Here is an 18,773-nt window from a genome sequence, read left to right as displayed (position 1 = left end):
TTTAGTTGTTGCTTTTAAGGAAGCTTGAGAAGTATTGTTCGGTCTTGTAATTATCAGCATCAATTTTCCATTTGTCATTTTTTGATTTTTCAAGTTTGACTTCAACGGTTTTCTCACTTGAAGTCGCCTCTGCTTTTTTGATTTCTTCACTCATGATGTCAATCGCAGGATTGATCAATTCATCTCTGGACATGAAGTCTTTGCCGCTGTCTTTCACATAGTCTTCCAGTCTTTTCTTCACTTTCTTTTGGACATCTGTATTATCGATTGGCGTAACGGTTGCCTCAACAGTTGCTTCATCGCCTGAAATTGATTTTGTAACTGCTTTGACTTGAGATTTTTCTTGATAGGCGTTTTGGATGGCGCTGATCAGTTTATTCAATTTCTTTTTATCCACATCTTCTTCATCATAATATCCTAAAGAGCGAACGATAGATTTTTGAGCGCCTTCAAGGTAATCGGTAACGACTTCACGTTTGTTTTCGTCGACCAGTTTATCAAAGTTATTATTGTCTTTGCCGAAAATCGTTACGTCTGTGTAAGCTAGCAAAGCTTTTGCCGGATCTTCAAGTTTTTTGGCCGTTTTCAGTAATTCGTCGCTGCCGCCGTCGATCTCGAATTTGACAGGATCGGCTTTATTTTCACCGTACATGTCAGGTGTGTATTCAAGCTGAAACTTTTTGCCTTTTTCAACGATGTAATAGATATTTCCGTCGACTTCTTTGTCAGAATTCAGCGTCGAAGAGCGAAGCCTTTTGTTTCTTTCATCATATACGCTGACGTCCGACATTTTTGAGTCGCCTTCGTAAAGGCTGAATTGGCTTTTATCAACCATTAATGGTTCTTTCCCTGTATTTTTCACGGAAACATTGATCTTTAGTATAAGTTCATTTTCGTGCAGGTTTGTTGATGAATCATCAGGAAGCGTATATTCGGAGCTTAGGATTTTAACTTCTGCATTATCTGCTTTTTTCGTATCTTCTTTCTCTCCGCTCGCGCTTTTGCTGCCTCCGCAGGCTGTTGACACGACTGCTACAATCATCAAAAGCATCATCAGAAAAAACTTTTTACTTCGCATGGTCTGTCTCCTTTTTATTATTTTTTTCAATGTTATGTAAATGAAAAGAATGAGGCGGCCAGGGCATAAAGGCCCTTCATCGGGACAAATCTTACTCAAGTCCCGGTCATTTCATTTATCTAACAGTGAAAATTTGATTATAATTCTTCCTTTTTCCTTAGTTTCTTTAAAAAAACAGAAACAACATCACTCATTTTAAGGTTTGAAGAATCATTAATAAATAGGTGTTAAATACTAATTTTGGTCAATGATTTGCAGGATTAGGCATGTTTTCAAACTTTGGATAGTAAGAAGAGACTAAAACTAATGACATGCACTTCGGTGCATTTAATTGAGGTTTATCCATTTTTTACTTTAGATCCTGGTCAGATCAGGTTAAAAATATAAGTATTTTGTTTAGGAGACGCCCTTATGTTGGTGAATTTCAAATTTGGGCCATAGTGAATAAAAAGTCCCGTTTTCGGGTTTCCTTAACCTGAGCTTAAAATTTAGTAGATCAATTGTCTTAGAAACGGCGGTTTTGATGGTGTAAGGCTTTTCTATAGTCAGAGAGATGGAGGCATATATGGGGGAATGCAGCCGGGGGCACCGGCTGCATATTGTGGACCGGATGTTTACTTAATACCAATTATCATAGCGATAACAATCGCAGCGGCGCCGATGATAATCCAGCCTGCGATCAGCTTCCAGACAAACTTGACCCAGCGTTCATAAGGGACGCCTGCGATTGACAGTGAAGCCATCAATACGCCGGAGGTCGGGATGATTGAGTTGGTGATCCCATCTCCGTATTGATAAGCGAATACGGCAATCTGACGTTCGAATCCCAATAAATCGGCCAGAGGCGCCATAAGCGGCATCGTTGTGGCTGCCTGTCCGCTTCCGGATGGAATAAACGTGTTAATCGCGATTTGTACGGCGAACATGCCGATGGCGCTGATTTCATTCGGAAGCGAGCTGATTGCTGAAGCAAGGCTGTTGATGATCGTATCGATAATATGTCCGTTTTCCAATACGATGACGATGGCACGGGCGAAGCCGACGATCAGCGCTCCGTATACAACCTGTTTCATGCCGTCGACAAACGAATGGAAGGTGTTGTTGATGCCGCGTCCTCCCGCAAGACCGGCGGCAAAGCCGATGATGAGAAAGCCGGCCGACAGCTCGCTTAAAAACCATCCCCATTGAAAAACACCGAACATATTGATGCCGAAGCCCAATGCTGTAATCAGCAGGACGAGGCCGTGTCTTCCGGTGAAGGAAAGATCAGCGTGTCCTGCGGCTGTCTCTTCATTTATCTCTGTTTCGCTTCCATACATCAAACCGGTATTCGGGTGCGCTTTGACTTGTTGAGCATAACGCATGACATAAAAAATGGAGAAACCGAGCATGGCGGCATAAACGGCCAGTCTATAACCGAAGGCGCTAAACACCGGGACTTCCGCAATTGTCTGTGCAATTCCGACTGTGAACGGATTCAACATGCCGCCGGTGAACCCTGCAGCCGCGCCTAGAGAAATCATCGCCAGCCCTGTCATTGAATCATAGCCAAGCGCTCTCGCAACAGCGATTCCGATCGGAATAAAAATAATCGTCTCTTCAGACAAACCGATCGTTGCGCCTCCGATGGAAAAGACGAACATGGTGACGGGGATCAGGAGGAAGCCGCGTTTCTTCAAGCGCTGCACGAGCACATGGACACCGGCGCGAATCATACCGGTCTGATGGATGATGCCAAAAGCTCCGCCTATTAAAAAGATATAAAAAATAATATCCGCCGATTGAATCATGCCCTCCGGTATGGCTTTAAACATCTCGAAAAAACCGACCGGACCTGCGTCAGTCTGCTTGTAGCTCCCTTGTACGATAACCGTTTGGCCGTCTTCTTCAACCCGCTTAAATTCTCCTGATGGAATGAAGTATGAAGCCAGTGCAGCTAAAATGATAATGAAAAAAATCAAAGCATAAGTATGTGGGAAGTGCAGTTTTGTTTTCTGTGGGGTGCCATTGCTCATTCCGTTCGTCTCCTTTATAATGTATTAATATTCAGATAATTATATATTTAAACATTTTGAGGATATGAGCTTTACTTTGTCAACCCTGGAAAAAACTTTCGGTAATCGAGAAGGGAGAACCGTTATGAAAAAACAAATTGAGAAAGAGATCGAAAATATTCGTGAAGAGCTGCTGCATATCAGCCAGTATATAGGCAATCATCCTGAACTGGGGCACGAAGAATTCAAAGCTTCAAAGATTCTGTCCGAGGAGCTGAAAAAACACGGTTTTCAGGTGGAATTAGGTACATGCGGCCTTGCGACGGCGTTTACGGCCGAGTTTGACAGCGGCCGTCCCGGTCCTTCCATTGGATTTATGGCTGAATATGATGCATTGCCTGACCTTGGCCATGCCTGCGGGCACAATTTGATCGGCACGATGGCGGTCGGCGCCGCAATCGGCGTCAGCAAAGTGATTGCATCGTGCGGAGGAAAAGTGTATGTTTACGGAACTCCTGCGGAGGAGACGAAAGGCGGAAAAGTAACCATGGCCGAACAAGGGGTTTTTGATCACTTGGACGCCGCTATGATGGTTCATCCGTATTGCAGGCATGAAAAAAGCGGGACATCGCTGGCGATGGATGCGATCCAATTCGAATTCTTCGGAAAGGCCTCGCATGCGGCGGGAGCACCTCACGAAGGAATCAATGCGCTCGATGCCGTCATTCAGACATTCAACGGCATTAATGCGCTCAGACAGCACATTCTCCCTGATGCCCGGATTCACGGGATTATTCCGGAGGGAGGGAAAGCGGCGAATGTTGTGCCGGATTACGCGGTTGCCCAGTTTTACGTCAGAGGAACGGAACGCGCTTATGTCAATGAACTGCTCGATAAAGTGAAAAATTGTGCAAAAGCGGCCGCACTTGCGACCGGAGCCCGGCTTGAGAGCTCTTTTTATGAGCTGTCTTACGGTGATTTGAAAACAAATGAAACGCTGTCAGACGCTTTTACACAAAACATGATCGAGTTGGGCGTCGATCCGGATTCGATTCATGAAAAAGCGGACGGAGGAGGTTCGGTTGATATGGGGAATGTCAGCCAGATCGCGCCTTCCATTCATCCTTATGTGCAAATTTGCGATGAGCCGTATGCGTGCCACACACCCGAGTTTCGTGAAGCGGCCATGAGCAGCCGGGGGTTCGAAGGCTTGATGCTCGGCGCAAAATCTATGGCATTCACCGCATATGATGTGCTCATCAATGAAGAGCTGCTGAAAAAAATAAAGGAAGAATTCAACCTTTTAAAGGCGCTGGCCTAAACGGATGATCCGAAAACGATCAAGTCCTGTTTTGATGAATATTGACGAGAAGCCGCCGGGGAGCCCGGCGGCTTCAGCGTGTCGACAAACCCTCGCATTCGTTGTCAGGCCTGCGCGCCGGTGCCTAGGAATTACAAACATTGGCTGTTCTAGACTGCAAGGATTGCGTTTCACGCTGAAAAGATGACAAAATCCCAAAACTAACAGTCGTTTACAGGTCGAGCGATAAGCGGATCATATCGATGCAGCGCATGCCGTTTTCGTATATCGGCTTCTCGTAATGTCTCAGGAAAAAGTTCCGGTCGATGCCGGTGATTCTAAATCCGCATTTTTGATAGAGCGCCAGCTGACCGATGCTTGAATTCCCGGTTCCGATTTCAATCGTCTTAAATCCTTGAGCTTTCGCTGTTTCAATCGCATGCATAACCAATTGTCTGCCGATTCCTTTTCCCTGCAGATCTTCTTTGACGGCGATATTGACGAGCTCTGCCGTTTCAGGCCTCGTCGGCAGCAGCACATAGACACCGGCAATCCGGCGGTCGATTTCGGCTGTATAGCACTGTCCCCGTTTGAGGTAATCGTTAACCAGTTTTTCGGAAGGGTCTGCCGTCAACAGCAAATCAAGCGGCGGCTCATGTTCTGGATGCAATCTCCGAATGTTCATTTCACTCATCTCCTTTTGATCTAAACAGAAATCGTTGAAATCCCCAAAAGGCTCATGCACAATAGTAAGCACAAGCGAACAGTAAAGTGAGGTACTGATATGAATATATCTGACTATGTAAAGCATGACGCGGTTGCTTTATCTAAGCTTATCAAACATGGGGAAGTAACGGTCAACGAATTAATCGACGCTGCTTTTTCCCGTCTTGAAGAAGTCAATCCAGAACTGAATGCAGTCATTCGGACAAGAAAAGAGCAGGTCAAAATTGAATCCAAACAGCTTGACATCAGACACCAGCCGTTTGCCGGGGTGCCGATTCTTTTAAAGGACATTTCCCAAGCGTTGAAAGGGGAGCCTCTCACAGCCGGCGCCAAGCTGCTTTCATCTTATAAACCAAAGCGCGATTCGAATTTCGTCGCGAAATTGCGCGGCGCCGGTTTTTTATTTCTCGGACAGACGAATACACCCGAATACGGATTAAAAAATATTTCTGAGCCTGAATTGTATGGGCCGTCGCGAAATCCTTGGAACACTGATTATTCACCCGGGGGTTCAAGCGGCGGTTCTGCGGCTGCGGTGGCGGCCGGAATCGTTCCACTTGCAGGGGCAAGCGACGGGGGAGGCTCCATCCGGATACCGGCTTCCTTTACCGGACTATTCGGTCTGAAACCGACCCGGGGCAGAACGCCTGTAGGACCGGGCGCCGGACGGCAGTGGCAGGGGGCATCGATCGATTTTGTGCTGTCCCGTACGGTCAGGGACAGCGCGGCGCTCCTGGATATTCTGCAAACCATTCAGCCTGAAGCCGCTTTTCAAACGCCTTTATTTCCAGGTCAGTATGAAGAGGATATGAAAAAAGGGCTGGAGCGCCCTTTGAAAATCGCATTCTCTGTAGAATCACCCGTCGGAACGCCTGTCAGCGATGAAGCCAAACAAGCCGTCCGCCGCACCGTTCGATGGCTGGAAGCGCAGGGACACCATGTCGAAGAGCAGACGAACGGCGTTGACGGAATCCGGTTAATGGAGAACTACTACTTAATGAACAGCGGTGAAATTTCCGCGATGATTCTTGGAATGGAAAAAACGCTTGGAAGAGCGATCACTGTTCAGGACGTTGAAATTGTCACATGGGTGCTGAATGAAGCAGGCAAAAAAGTGTCGGCAGCCGAATTTACAGCAAGCCTTGCTTCCTGGGATCGAGCAGCTGCACAAATGGCGGCGTTTCATGAGACCTATGATCTGTATGTGACCCCGGCAACGGCTTACCCCGCTCCAAAGGTCGGCGAGCTCACCCATACCGAAAAAGAAGCCGAAGCTCTCCTGAAAGTGAGTGAGCTGGAAAAAATCGAGCAGCAGTCGCTGATTTATCAAATGTTTTTGAAAAGCTTGACATATACACCATTCACACAGCTTGCCAACTTAACCGGACAGCCTGCAATGAGCGTCCCGGTCCATCTGACAAATGAAGGTTTGCCGCTGGGTGTTCAAGTGACGGCTCCGAAAGGAAAGGAACATTGGCTGCTGCGCACCGCCCATTTATTAGAGCAATCAGACTTATGGATCGGAATGAAAGGAAATCCAATGCTCGGCAGTCTGTAACCGTATAAGAGAGGACCGCCCGTTAATCAGGCCGGTCTTCTTTTGGATCATACAGTTTTTCGAGCTCGTCAACCAATGTTCCGACATACGCAACTGCCTGGCGTATCGGTTGATCCGTCGACATGTCAACACCCGCGTGTTTCAACAGGTCCAGCGGTTTCATTGTACCGCCTGTTTTTAAAACGTTCAGCCATCTCTCGACGGCAGGGCGACCTTCTTCTTTAATTTGCTGCGAGACGATTGTCGATGCTGTCAGCCCGGCTGAATAGGTGTAAGGGTATAACCCCATGTAGTAGTGCGGCTGACGCATCCATGTTAAACCTGCCCCTTCATCAAGCTTCACTCCGCTGCCCCAGAATTCGGACAGCACGGCGGTGGTTTGTTCAGACAGTACGGAAGCGGTAAGTGCGCACCCTTGTTCGGCGAGTTCGTAGACTCTCCGCTGATATTCCCCTTCAAGCAGATGGGTGACAAAATTGTGGTAATACGTGCCCATCAATTGGTTGATGACCCAGCGCTTCATTTTCGGGTCATTTGTTTTGGAAAACAAATGCTGGGCGAGAAGCATTTCGTTCATTGTAGAAGGCGCTTCGATGAAATATAGAGACGGTCTGACATTCATGATGCGCTGCTTGCGGTTTGCCAAGTAGAAATGACCGGCATGACCGAGTTCATGGGCAAGGGTAAAGGCGTCCCGCATCGTATCCGTCCATGTCATCAAAATGAAGGGATGCACTCCGTACGGACTTGAACAAAACGCACCCGTGGATTTGCCGATGTTGTCAGCGAGATCAACCCACCGCTCAGTCAATGCGGTTTCCATGACTTCCGCGTACTCGGGTCCCATCACTTGTAAAGCGTCCAAGATCATCCGGCCGGCCTGTTCGTAAGTCGTCTTTGGACTGAAGTCGTGATCAAGCGGAGCCTGCAAATCGCAGAAGCGCATGTCGTCGAGGTCTAATACGCGTTTTTTCAAGGCGGCATACTTGCGCATATGAGGTGCAAGTTCGTTTTTAATCACATCAAGCTGGTTGTGGTACATTTCGAGCGTGACGCTTTGCGGCTGAAGAAGCATATCGGTGGCGGATTGATATCCGCGAAGCCTTGACATGCCGACCTGTTTTTTGACTTCTGTTTCATAGACGGCGGCGATGGTATTTTTGTATGTTTGCAGGGTATTTGTAAAGGAGTCAAAGGCGGTTCTGCGAATATGCGTATCAGGAGAGAACATGTATTTTCCTTCATATAACGCGAACGAATTGGCCAACTCATTGCCGTTCCGGTCCTGAATCGGTGAAAATTGCATATCTGCAAGCTTCGCCATCCCGAAAATTTTGTACGGTGCATCATGCACTTCGCCTAAAACGGCTAACGCTTCCTCTGTTTCGGGAGCAAGCTTATACGGCTTGCGCTCCATTATCTCGGACAGCATTTTGCTGAAAGGCTCCAGTCCTTTCTCATTTTTTATGTACGTCTCCACTTGATTTTCGGGGAATTCGAGAATTTCCGATTGGATAAATGAAAGCCCGGCGTTTAGTTTTGCTTGAAGTGCGGCCATCCTTGAAGCGTCGGCTTGGTTGACGGGGTTTGTCAAATCTTCGGACTTTCTGAGGTGAGTATAGGCGGCGGCCCGGACTAGGCGCTCTAGCAGTTTTTCCTGCAGCATTAAACAATCGAGCAACACGTCAGCTCCTTCGTGAAGCCTTCCTTTAAATGAGCCGATGGATACGAGATCTTCCTCAATTTTCACAAGTGCGTCTTCCCAAGCTTCATAAGAAGGAAATAAATCAGTAAGATTCCAAGTCAGTTCCTGCGGCACCTCAGAGCGCTTCGGTCTTTTTTCTGCCACTTTTTCCAATGTACAGCCTCCCCTTGAAAATATTTCGTGTTTCTAATTAATTATATAAAAGACGGCAGCAGAATGAAATAAAAAACGACGGTTTCTAATGAAACCGTCGTAAATCATCCATTATTGAGCATTGCGGTTTCGTCCGCCCATACTTCTCATGACAAGACTGACGATGAAAATCAAAATGATCGCACCGATCAGAGCCGGAATGATATTAAATCCGCCGATCATCGGACCCCAGCGTCCCAAAATCATGGAGCCGAGCCATGAACCGATAAATCCCGCGATAATATTTCCAATGATTCCTCCGGGTACATCACGTCTGATAATGAGGCCGGCCAGCCAGCCTAAAATTCCGCCGATGATCAATGACCAAATAAATCCAAACATTGAACAAAACCTCCTTGTTTTTTAGACATTTTCAGCCTTATACCTATCTTTTGGAATTCGTGAATAAATATACAAATTTTCTCTAAATGAAACCATTCGGGCGAACAAACGTATGGAATACGGACACCTGGAACAGGCATAAGACGCTTAGATCAAGAGAGGAGAGTAAAATGAGACAGCCTATAAAGGAATTAAAAGGCTTTCGGGCATTTGCCCTGGAAAAAATGAAGGAGTGGAACGTTCCCGGAGCCGCTGTTGCAGTCATTAAGGAAGACGAGATCATCATGGCGGAAGGGTTTGGATTCAGGGATAAAGAACGGAAATTAAAAGTGAACCCGGAAACGGTATTTGCGATCGGTTCCGCTTCCAAGGCATTTACAACGGCGGCGATGGCGGTTTTGGCTGATGAAGGGAAAATGGAATGGGACAAGCCGGTAAGGGAATACCTCCCGGAGTTTAAGATGTATGATCCGGTGGCAACCGAACGGATGACTCCCCGTGATCTGGCGTGCAATCGTTCGGGCCTCCCAAGACACGAAATGATGTGGTACAATTCCTCCTTTTCAAGGGAAGAGCTTTTCAGACGGCTCCGCTACCTTGAGCCGAATCTGGATTTTCGATCAAAATGGCAGTATCAGAACCTGATGTACATGACGGCCGGTTATCTTGCAGGAAGAATAGCGGGAACGACATGGGAGGAGTTTGTTCATGAGCGGATTTTCAAACCCTTGCATATGACATCCAGCAGCTTCTCGGTCGAAGATATGCAAAAGCTTTCCGATTTTGCCTTTCCATATCAAGAGAAAAACGGAACAGTTGAAAAAATTCCTTTTCGCAATATCGATGTGATCGGGCCGGCTGGATCGATCAATTCCAATGCCTTGGATATGGCAAATTGGGTGCTGCTTCAGCTTGGCAGCGACAAATTCAGCGGTGTTCTATCAGAGGGAAGCCTTCATGAGCTGCATACGCCTTGCATTTCCTGCGACTCCATTCTTAAAGCGAAGGAACTCCCTGTCTGCAGCTATGGGCTCGGCTGGTTTGTTGAACCGTACCGTGGCCGTCATATGATTCATCATGGCGGAAATATTGACGGTTTTTCATCGCTTGTTGCTTTCATGCCTTATGAAAAAATCGGGATTGCCATTTTGACAAATATGAACGGCAGCTTTCTCCCAAATGTTCTGGCGTACAATATTTTTGACCGCTTGCTTGGATTGGAAGAGATTGATTGGAACGGCCGGCTGAAAGGCGAAGCGGAAAAAATAATGAAAGCGGCTTTAGGCGTGGATCGAACCGCGGATCTTACCAAAATTGAAGGAACGAAGCCTTCTCATGACCTGAAGGACTACACAGGTGTATACGAGCACCCCGGCTACGGTGAAATCAAAATAGAGTGTAAAGACGGTATGTTACAGGCGCTCTTCAATTCGTTTGTGATGCCTTTGAAGCATTATCATTACAATATATTCGAGATGAAAATGCCGCTCACGGAGATGGCGATGCTCTCATCTTTCAGCGCTGATATACACGGACATATCAGCCGCCTTTCCGTACCGTTTGAAATGGCGGAAGGCGCTGGAGAAATCGAATTTGTCAGGAAGCCGGATCAGCGGTTGTACGATCCTGAATTTCTTGCTTCTTTAACGGGCGAATATGCATTGGAAGACGGAACAGATGTCGTTGTGTCTTTCAGAAACAACCGGACGCTCTGGGTTTCATTGCCCGGTCAGCCTGATTACGAACTTGAGCCTTACCGTGAGTTGACATTTCAAATCAAAAACCTGCCGGGTTTCAGCGTCCGGTTCGAAGCCGGCGATTCCGGACAGGTAACAGGTTTGCGCTTCATCCAGCCGAATGGAGAATTTCCTGCTGTCCGGAAATAGCAGCAGAAGACATATTTCGATTTATTTCCCGAGAAATATACCAAATGTGAGCCGCCTAGTCACTCCTGGACGGCTTCCAGCAATAAATCCGCCAGATGAACAGCTCTCACTTGGTTTGTAAGCCCAGCTCGTTCAATGCCGAGCTTCATTTGCAGCAGACATCCGGGATTAGCTGTAACGATCGTAGCGGCCCGGGTCGCTGCTGCTGCTTCCATTTTTGTATCGAGAATTTTCATCGACATTTCGGATTCGACAATGTTATAAATACCGGCTGATCCACAGCAGCTTTCGGCATTTTTCATTTCCTTGAATTCAATGCCGTTGATGCTGCGAATAAGGTATCTCGGCTCAGCGGAGGTGTTCATGACATTTCGCAAATGGCACGAATCTTGGTAGGTGACGATTTGCTGCGGCAGTTCAAGGGATCGCTGATCAAAGTTCAGCTCCAACAGGACGGAAGAAAAGTCTTTCAGTTTCCCTGTAAAAACCGCTGCCCGTTTCCGCCATTCAGAGTCATCTTTCAGGAGATGATCATATTCCTTTAAAAATGCTCCGCATCCCCCTGCATTTGTCACGATAAAGTCCGCGTTTGAATCCTCGAATGCCTGAATATTTCGTTTTGCGAGCAGGACGGCCTCAGACTTTTCGCCGCTGTGTCCGTGGAGGGCACCACAGCAGGTCTGCTGTTCGGGAATGATGATCTCGCAGCCGGCCAGCCGCAGCAGCTCGATGGTTGCCATATTCGTATCTAAAAACAACGTATCCATGAGGCAGCCCGAGAAAAAGGCGGCCCGTTTTTTTCTCTCTCCGATCGCAGGGAGCAGGTGCGGCCGTTTTTTCAGCTGTTTCATATCGGGAACTTTCGGCAAAACAGCCTCCATTTTCGCGAGATGGTCCGGCAAAAGACGAAGTAAGCCCGATTTGCGAATCACATTTTGCATGCCGGAACGCTGATACACGCCGAGTATTCCAGTCAGCGCCCTGATTCTGTTTTGGTGGGGGAAAAGCCCTTTGAATACCGCGCGGCGAAGCACTTTAACCGGAAGGGTGTGTTTTTTGTTCTGCTGAATAATATCCCTCGCTTCTTCAAGCAAGCGCCCGTAGTTTACGCCTGAAGGACATACAGGTTCACACGCCCGGCAGCCGAGGCAAAGCTCCAGTGACCGTTCGACATCCTCATCAGGCTCAATCGCCCCATCGACGACCGCTTTCATGAGCGCGATGCGTCCGCGCGGTGAATGGCTTTCCTGAAAACCGGATTCGATATAGGTGGGGCATGACGGCAGACAAAAGCCGCAGCGCATGCAATTCAGCAGCTCTTCCTCGTCCATTCTTTTTTTAAACTGCTGTTCAATGACCTTTCTTTCGTTAGCTGTCGTCATTTTGTCACCACCACCCGCTTGCGGGAGTCTTTCGCAAATATCTTCCCGGGATTCATGATGCTGTTAGGATCCAGCGCCTGTTTTACCGCCTTCATGGCGGCGATTCCCGCTTTGCCCAGCTTCAGTTCCAGATAAGGAGCTTTCATTTCGCCGACCCCATGTTCTCCGGTGATTGTTCCTCCCAGCTCAACCGCTTTTTTAAAGATGTCTTCAAAAGCCTGTTCGACCCGTTTCATTTCTTCACTGTTTCTGACATCTGTCGTACAGGTCGGATGAAGGTTGCCGTCGCCTGCGTGCCCGAATGTACAAATCGATATTTTGTGCTTTTCGGCGATCGTATTAATTGCTTTTACCATTTCGGCAATTTCAGAGCGCGGTACCGTGGCATCCTCCAGAATGGTCGTCGGCTTTAAACGGGCTAAAGCGGAAAGTGCGGTGCGGCGGGCCTCCCGAAGATTTTCCGCTTCAGCTTCTGTTTGCGCGGTTTGAACGGACACAGCATTTCCTTTTGTGCAAATCTCTTCAATCAGGGCAATGTCACGGCGGACTGCTTCCTCGGTGCCGTCCTGTTCGATCAGGAGAACCGCTTTGGCATGGACGGGAAGGCCGATTTTCGCGAAGTCTTCGATCACCTGAATCGTGGGCTGATCGAGAAATTCGAGCGTCGTCGGAATGATTTTGTGTGCGATGATATTTGAAACCGTTTGGGCTGCAGAGTCGATATCTTGATAGAGGGCGAGGACGGTTTTTTTTGTTTCGGGTGCCGGGATGAGTTTCAATGTTGCTTCAGTAATGATGCCGAGCGTTCCTTCAGAACCGACGAAAAGACGCGTCAAATCATAGCCGGCAACGTCTTTGGCGAGTTTGCCGCCAGTGCGGATGATATCCCCGTTTGCGAGAACGACTTCAAGCGCCATGACATAATCGCGTGTCACTCCGTATTTCAGCCCGCGGAGGCCGCCCGAGTTTTCATTGATGTTGCCGCCGATTGTCGAGATCTTCATCGAGCTCGGATCGGGCGGATAAAATAATCCCTTTTCTTCAGCGGCGTGAATTAAATCAAGCGTGATCACGCCGGGCTGAACGGTTATCGTTAAGTTTTCTTCATCGATTTCTAAAATTCGATTCATATGCTTAAACAGGAGGACAATTCCTCCTTCAGTCGGGCATGTGCCGGCGCAAAGATTTGTACCTGAACCTCTCGGCACAATCGGAATGCGGTGCGTGTTGCAGATTTTCACGATTTGCGATACTTCTTCTGTGCTGCGCGGGGCTATGACCGCGTCAGGCATCGATTGAAACTGGGGTGTCGCATCATAAGAATAGACGAGCCGTCCGGCGTTCGAATCGTCATAATTGACAGAGCCGACAATTTCAATCAACTGGGATTTCACTTGTGAGGAAATCATGTATGATCACATCCTTTACCAATTATTATACAAAAACAAACGCTTTCAAAAAATCATTCTTTTAAACTTCAAAAAAAAGAACCCGTTTTCAAAGAAAACGCGGTTCTTTGCAGGAGGCATCAGGTTGCAAGGCTGATTGCCTGATTCAGCACTTTTGCACCGTCCATCATTCCATAAGCCATTTGATCAATGACGGCCACGGGCGTATGATAAGGCTCGGCACGCTCTGTCATTTGCCCTTTTAAATACCGGACCTGCGGACCAATCAGTATCACATCAATTTCATCCAGATGACTTGGCAAATCTGCCTCCGCATATGCATTAATTTCGGCCTTCAATGAACGGTTTTTCGCTTCTTCCCTCATTTTTTTGACCAGTATACTCGTAGACATTCCAGCTGAACATACAAGTGCGATCTTCATTTTTCTCTTCCTTTCTGAAGCTCTTGATATAAATGAATCAATTCTTTCGCCAAATCTTTTACAGTCATGGCTGTCATTAAATGGTCCTGCGCATGGATTAATAATAGATTGGGTGAAAGGCCTTCGCCTTGTGCTTCTTTTTGCAGAAGGCGGGTTTGTGCCTGATGAGCTTGGCTCAGCTCCGATTCTGCTTCTTGTATTTTTTGATATCCGGTTTCCCATTCGTGTTGTTTCACAAGCTGCAATGCTTCCATTGCAGAAGAACGCGCATTTCCGGCGTGAAGAATGATTTCAAATGAGACCTGTTCCAATTGTAGTGTATCTGCCATAACATTCACTCCTTACTTATTCGTTTTCTGTCTGGTGCAAGGCGGAACGTTCTGCTGCTTTTATAAACGGGAGGTAGAGCAGGGTGGCCAGCACCAGGTTGAAGATTTGCAATAAGACTCCCCGGACTGATCCTCCGGTGACGAGATACCCGCTGACAATCGGCGGCGTTGTCCACGGAAGGATCGCGACAGTTTTCGGGACGAGACCGGAAGCCAAAGCGACATATGACGTAATCGTTAAAATTAATGGAATCAAGATAAACGGAATGAACATGATCGGGTTTAATACAATAGGAAGTCCGAACAGAACGGGCTCATTGATGTTAAAAAGGCCGGGTGCGAGAGACACCTTCCCGATCGTTTTGTAGTGCTTCGATTTCACGGCAATTAAAATGCCGGCAAGCAGAGCCAATGTCGTTCCCGATCCCCCCATAAATACGTAAGAATCGAAGAAAGGCTTTGTCACAATATACGGCACTTCAAAAGCGCTCATTCCTTGCGAGAATAAGTGTTGATTTTCCTGAATAAGCGGGAGGTAGACGGATTCCATGATCGGCCCGAGGATATTTGTTCCATGCAATCCAAAGAACCAGAGCAAATGATTCAAGAAAGTGAAAATCAAGGCTGACCCAACCGTGTTGGAAAGACCTTGAAGCGGCTCTTGAATCGTGCTGAAAACAAGCTCATGGATGCTTTGTCCCGAATAATGAACAATCAGAGCATTACATAGCCCGGCAGTGGATAAGATGACGGCAGCCGGCAATAGAGCATTCAAGGATTTTGTGACGCCGTCAGGCACTCCTTCAGGCATTTTGATTTTCCATTTCTCATTTTGTGAAAACAGCCGGAAGACTTCCGTCGACAGCAAAGCCACGATTAAGCCGACGAACAGGCCTTGTGCTCCCAGCCAAGTCATTGAAAAGCCAAAGTCTTCAGTGGTCGGCGTAAGCACGGCGAATGCGCCAATCCCGATTAATGCGGCAGACAGGCCATCTGTGTGATAGGACTCGGCCAGCTTAAAGCTGACAGCCGCAACGGCTAAAAGGCTCAACAGAGCAAAAGAGCCATTCCATATCGCCCCGCCGACAGCAGTCCATCCCTCTCCGAACAGGCCGGTCATAAAGTTTTGAAACGCCGGTATTGGAAAATTATTAACCAGGATGGCGAGGGAACCGATGATAATAAGAGGCATAATGGCGATGAATCCGTCGCGTATTGCAATCAGGTGTCTTTGGGAACCGATCTTTCCGGCGATCGGCATGATGTTTGCTTCGATGAATGCCATCATTTTATTTTGTTTCATGTTCACAGACCTCCTCAAAAAATTGCGGGAGGTAACGTTTATGCGCCTCGAGCATTTCATCCAGTACCTTTTGAGCTTTGTGATCAGAGGAGACCAACGGATTGGTGATCATGGCTGAATATGCCGTATTGTAGTCGCCGGTGACCGCAGCTTCAATCACTAATTGTTCAAATTTTTTCATCAGGCAGATCGGCCCGCAAATGGCAGCAGGCAGTTTTCCGACGGTCAGAGGAATCGGTCCGCTTTTTGTAATGACACTGTTGACTTCGATCACCGCATCATCGGGAAGGTCTGGTATGCTTCCTTTATTCAGTGTGTTCACGGTCTGAATATCCATTGAATGATGATAAAGCGAGTTCATTAATGAGCAGGCTGATTCACTATAGTAAGCCCCGCCGCGGCCTTCCAGTTCTTTAGGCTTCTCATGGATCTCGGCGTCTTTGTATCTCTCAAACAGCTGCCGCTCCACTTCCATGACGGTTTCCGCTCGTGTTCCGTTGTTATTGTACGCTTCGATATCTTTTGCGAGCGCATCTTCATGTTGATAATAGTACTGATGGTACGGGCTCGGAAGCATACGTAAAGACCGCAGAAATTGGCGATTCCACGGCAACGCCGCAATATTGGAGGGCGAGTAGCCGAGGTGATCATTCAACAGATGCTCAATCGTCTCTTCCGTCCGGTCGATGCCGTCGATCCATACCCTTTTTCCGAAAACAAAATGGTTGAGGCCTGCGAATTCAATCATGACGCGGTTCACATCCACGCCGAATATTTCTGCAATGCTATTTTTCATGTTGTAAGGAATATTGCATACCCCGACGACCTTTTGATGAGGTCCGTGCTTCAGCAAAGCTTCCGTCACGATGCCGGCCGGATTGGTAAAGTTGATCAGCCATGCTTCGGGACAAATCTCTTGGATATCGCGAGCGATATCCAGCATGACGGGGATTGTGCGGAAAGCTTTAAACATGCCGCCGGCTCCGTTTGTTTCCTGCCCGATCTGACCGTGGCTGAGCGGAATTTTTTCGTCTAAAGCTCTCGCCTTCAGTCCGCCGACTCTGATTTGAACCGTGACGAAATCGGCACCTTTCAACGCTTCTGCCCGATCTATTGTATGGCTCAGTTCGATGGGAACCCCCGCATGCCTGATCATTCGCTTCGCGAGTTCTGAGACGATGCGAAGCTTTTCTTTGCCCTCCTCGATATCAACAAGTACAATCTCATTCACCGGAAATTGATGTTGCCGTTTGATGATGCCTTCAATGATTTCCGGTGTGTAGCTGGATCCTCCGCCTATAACAACTACTTTCAGCGCCATAATCCCCCTCCTTAATTCTCTTTTTATGAAAGCGCTTCACACAATTGAAACTTAACATGTCATAACAAATTTGTCCATACATATTTGTTATGACAAATTGTTTTTTTGGGAACCTTTTGTGTTATTCTATAATTACGAACTCACCCCAAAGGAGAACATGTATGGCGAACCAACCACTCCACAGTCAAATTAAACAAGATATTGTAGATAAGATTGAAAGCGGTTACTATCCGCCTGGCAGCCTGCTGCCGACGGAGTCCGAGTTTTGCAAACTGTATGATGTCAGCCGGACGACGCTGCGGACCGCGCTGAATCATTTGCTTATGGAAGGGGCCATTTACAGAAAGCAGGGAAAAGGGACATTTGTCGCCAAAGGAAAAGTAAAGCAGATCTTGAGCTCCAGCAGCCTCCGCTATGCAGAGCAATTGAAGGCTCAAGGCTTTAAACCGAAAATCAAAGTTGTTGATTTGCAAAAAATAAAGCCGGCTGAAAAAATCCAAACCCGCCTCGGAATCGACGCTGAACAAATGGTCTATCAAATCAAAAGAATCCGCTATGCTGACGATGAAGAAATCCAGTTTGAAACAGCCTATATCAGAACGGATCTCGTCCCAGAAGTAACGGAAGAAATGGCGAATATTTCACTTTACCAGTGCATCAGCAGGCAAGGAAACAACATAAAAAGAACAGAGGAACAAATCAAAATTGTGATTTCTGATGAGGAGATTGCACAACATTTAAATATTACACAAGGCACACCTTGCTTCCAGATATCGACGCAAACATTTTTGGCGTCTGAAGAAGTCGTTGAGTACTCTATGGCCTATTTTCGCGGTGACCGTGTTGAGTTCTTCATTGAACGTGATTATGGACAAAGGGGGAAATGAAAAATGAAATCTCTAATCATAAATGCGGATGATTTTGGATTTTCAAGGGGAGTCAACCTTGGAATCATTGAAGCTTTCCAGCACGGGGTGCTCACATCGACTACGCTCATGGTCAATATGCAAGAAGCGGAGCATGCCGTCGAACTCGCACGGCAAAATCGTAAACTCGGAGTCGGCGTCCACTTGACATTGACGGCCGGGCGCCCGATTCTCGGCGGACTGCATACGATAACGGATGAAGAAGGGAATTTTCGCAAGCTTTTGTACTACCAGGGTTTCTTCGACATTGACCTTGATGAAGTATACCGAGAGTGGAAAGCGCAAATAGAGAAAGCTTTGTCTTTCGGTTTAAATCCGACACATATCGACAGCCATCATCATATTCATACATACGGAAATCTCCCAGAGGTGTTTGTAAAGCTTGCGAAAGAGTATGACCTGCCATGCAGAAAGGTCAATCATGATCATCCTTCACTGTGGAAGGGTGTAAGGTCGAACGATGCTTTTGAGCTGAAAGTCGACCGATTGAAGGATCTTTCGAGCTTCTTTCGTGATTATCAAGACGCAGCAGTGATTGAAGTGATGTGCCATCCGGCTTACGTCGATACATGTCTGCTTGAAAAATCGTCTTTCCATTATCCTCGGGTATATGAACTTTCACTGCTGACGGAACCTTCTCTTAAATCGGTTTTGCAACAGTGTCCGGATATTCGCCTTACGTCTTACGCTAGTCTATGAAGAGGCTTGAGGCGCCGCTTCTATTCCTTAAATGGGGTAGAAAGCGGCGGTTGTGTAGTCAATTCTTCAGGTTGACAGTTCAGAAAATTCTGATTAATATAAATTTGTTATGACAAATTTAGCGAGCCTTTCACCATGAATAAGTCTTCTTTTATATGTGAATGTATAGACATCTATACGTGTTTCACCTGCACAACCAGC

Annotated in this window: 16 protein-coding genes; 5 read left to right on the top strand and 11 right to left on the bottom strand. The window is 47.2% G+C overall.

The window, feature by feature from the left end:
- Nucleotide 1 precedes the first annotated feature (1 nt).
- Both ACVC9U_RS17900 and ACVC9U_RS17895 read right to left on the bottom strand, forming a co-directional pair.
- Nucleotides 2-1,078: a DUF4352 domain-containing protein gene (locus tag ACVC9U_RS17900; protein ID WP_003178644.1), complete on the bottom strand. Its 1,077-nt coding sequence runs from the start codon at nt 1,076-1,078 to the stop codon at nt 2-4.
- Between the two features lie 614 nt (nt 1,079-1,692).
- Nucleotides 1,693-3,093: a YfcC family protein gene (locus tag ACVC9U_RS17895; RefSeq protein WP_003178646.1), complete on the bottom strand. Its 1,401-nt coding sequence runs from the start codon at nt 3,091-3,093 to the stop codon at nt 1,693-1,695.
- 124 nt (nt 3,094-3,217) lie between these two features.
- On the opposite strand from ACVC9U_RS17895, the gene ACVC9U_RS17890 reads away from it, so the two are divergent.
- Nucleotides 3,218-4,393, top strand: coding sequence for a M20 family metallopeptidase (locus ACVC9U_RS17890; RefSeq protein WP_441391363.1), 1,176 nt, complete (start codon nt 3,218-3,220; stop codon nt 4,391-4,393).
- Between the two features lie 211 nt (nt 4,394-4,604).
- Here ACVC9U_RS17890 and ACVC9U_RS17885 read toward each other — a convergent pair whose 3' ends face one another.
- Nucleotides 4,605-5,057, bottom strand: coding sequence for a GNAT family N-acetyltransferase (locus tag ACVC9U_RS17885; protein WP_003178651.1), 453 nt, complete (start codon nt 5,055-5,057; stop codon nt 4,605-4,607).
- Nucleotides 5,058-5,156: 99 nt separating this feature from the next.
- Here ACVC9U_RS17885 and ACVC9U_RS17880 point away from each other — a divergent pair, with 99 nt between their 5' ends.
- On the top strand, nt 5,157-6,656 hold the full coding sequence (locus ACVC9U_RS17880; RefSeq protein WP_003178655.1) for an amidase: 1,500 nt from the start codon (nt 5,157-5,159) through the stop codon (nt 6,654-6,656).
- A gap of 22 nt (nt 6,657-6,678) precedes the next feature.
- On the opposite strand, the gene pepF is transcribed toward ACVC9U_RS17880, so the two are convergent.
- Nucleotides 6,679-8,514: an oligoendopeptidase F gene (gene pepF / locus ACVC9U_RS17875; protein ID WP_048350147.1), complete on the bottom strand. Its 1,836-nt coding sequence runs from the start codon at nt 8,512-8,514 to the stop codon at nt 6,679-6,681.
- Between the two features lie 111 nt (nt 8,515-8,625).
- Complete coding sequence (locus tag ACVC9U_RS17870) at nt 8,626-8,895, bottom strand: GlsB/YeaQ/YmgE family stress response membrane protein (protein ID WP_017474015.1); 270 nt, start codon at nt 8,893-8,895, stop codon at nt 8,626-8,628.
- 170 nt (nt 8,896-9,065) lie between these two features.
- Between ACVC9U_RS17870 and ACVC9U_RS17865 the strand changes: the two genes are divergently transcribed.
- The gene (locus ACVC9U_RS17865; RefSeq protein ID WP_048350146.1) at nt 9,066-10,781 is read left to right on the top strand and encodes a serine hydrolase; all 1,716 of its coding nucleotides are present in this window, start codon (nt 9,066-9,068) and stop codon (nt 10,779-10,781) included.
- A 59-nt stretch (nt 10,782-10,840) separates the two neighbouring features.
- On the opposite strand, the gene ACVC9U_RS17860 is transcribed toward ACVC9U_RS17865, so the two are convergent.
- The 6 genes from ACVC9U_RS17860 to ACVC9U_RS17835 form a co-directional block, all read right to left on the bottom strand.
- On the bottom strand, nt 10,841-12,163 hold the full coding sequence (locus tag ACVC9U_RS17860) for a (Fe-S)-binding protein (protein ID WP_025810806.1): 1,323 nt from the start codon (nt 12,161-12,163) through the stop codon (nt 10,841-10,843).
- A complete protein-coding gene (gene glcD / locus ACVC9U_RS17855; protein ID WP_023857785.1) occupies nt 12,160-13,572 on the bottom strand; it encodes a glycolate oxidase subunit GlcD in 1,413 nt (470 codons plus the stop codon). The genes ACVC9U_RS17860 and glcD overlap by 4 nt, the downstream gene beginning before the upstream one ends.
- 119 nt (nt 13,573-13,691) lie before the next feature.
- Nucleotides 13,692-13,994: a PTS sugar transporter subunit IIB gene (locus ACVC9U_RS17850; protein ID WP_023857786.1), complete on the bottom strand. Its 303-nt coding sequence runs from the start codon at nt 13,992-13,994 to the stop codon at nt 13,692-13,694.
- Nucleotides 13,991-14,323, bottom strand: coding sequence for a PTS lactose/cellobiose transporter subunit IIA (locus tag ACVC9U_RS17845; protein WP_020450044.1), 333 nt, complete (start codon nt 14,321-14,323; stop codon nt 13,991-13,993). Before ACVC9U_RS17845 ends, ACVC9U_RS17850 begins: the two co-directional genes overlap by 4 nt.
- A 16-nt stretch (nt 14,324-14,339) precedes the next feature.
- On the bottom strand, nt 14,340-15,626 hold the full coding sequence (gene celB / locus ACVC9U_RS17840) for a PTS cellobiose transporter subunit IIC (protein ID WP_020450045.1): 1,287 nt from the start codon (nt 15,624-15,626) through the stop codon (nt 14,340-14,342).
- Nucleotides 15,613-16,947, bottom strand: a complete 1,335-nt coding sequence (locus tag ACVC9U_RS17835; RefSeq protein WP_441391362.1) for a 6-phospho-beta-glucosidase — start codon at nt 16,945-16,947, stop codon at nt 15,613-15,615. Before ACVC9U_RS17835 ends, celB begins: the two co-directional genes overlap by 14 nt.
- 161 nt (nt 16,948-17,108) lie before the next feature.
- Here ACVC9U_RS17835 and ACVC9U_RS17830 point away from each other — a divergent pair, with 161 nt between their 5' ends.
- Together ACVC9U_RS17830 and chbG are read left to right on the top strand one after the other, a co-directional pair.
- A complete protein-coding gene (locus tag ACVC9U_RS17830; protein WP_441391361.1) occupies nt 17,109-17,834 on the top strand; it encodes a GntR family transcriptional regulator in 726 nt (241 codons plus the stop codon).
- A gap of 3 nt (nt 17,835-17,837) precedes the next feature.
- Nucleotides 17,838-18,572 (top strand): chitin disaccharide deacetylase, encoded by a 735-nt coding sequence (gene chbG, locus ACVC9U_RS17825; RefSeq protein WP_441391360.1) that lies wholly within the window; start codon nt 17,838-17,840, stop codon nt 18,570-18,572.
- Nucleotides 18,573-18,773: the final 201 nt, after the last annotated feature.

Source organism: Bacillus sp. GM2 (assembly GCF_056155945.1).
Note: the sequence above shows the minus strand (reverse complement) of the source record. Positions and strands in the feature narration are given on the sequence as shown.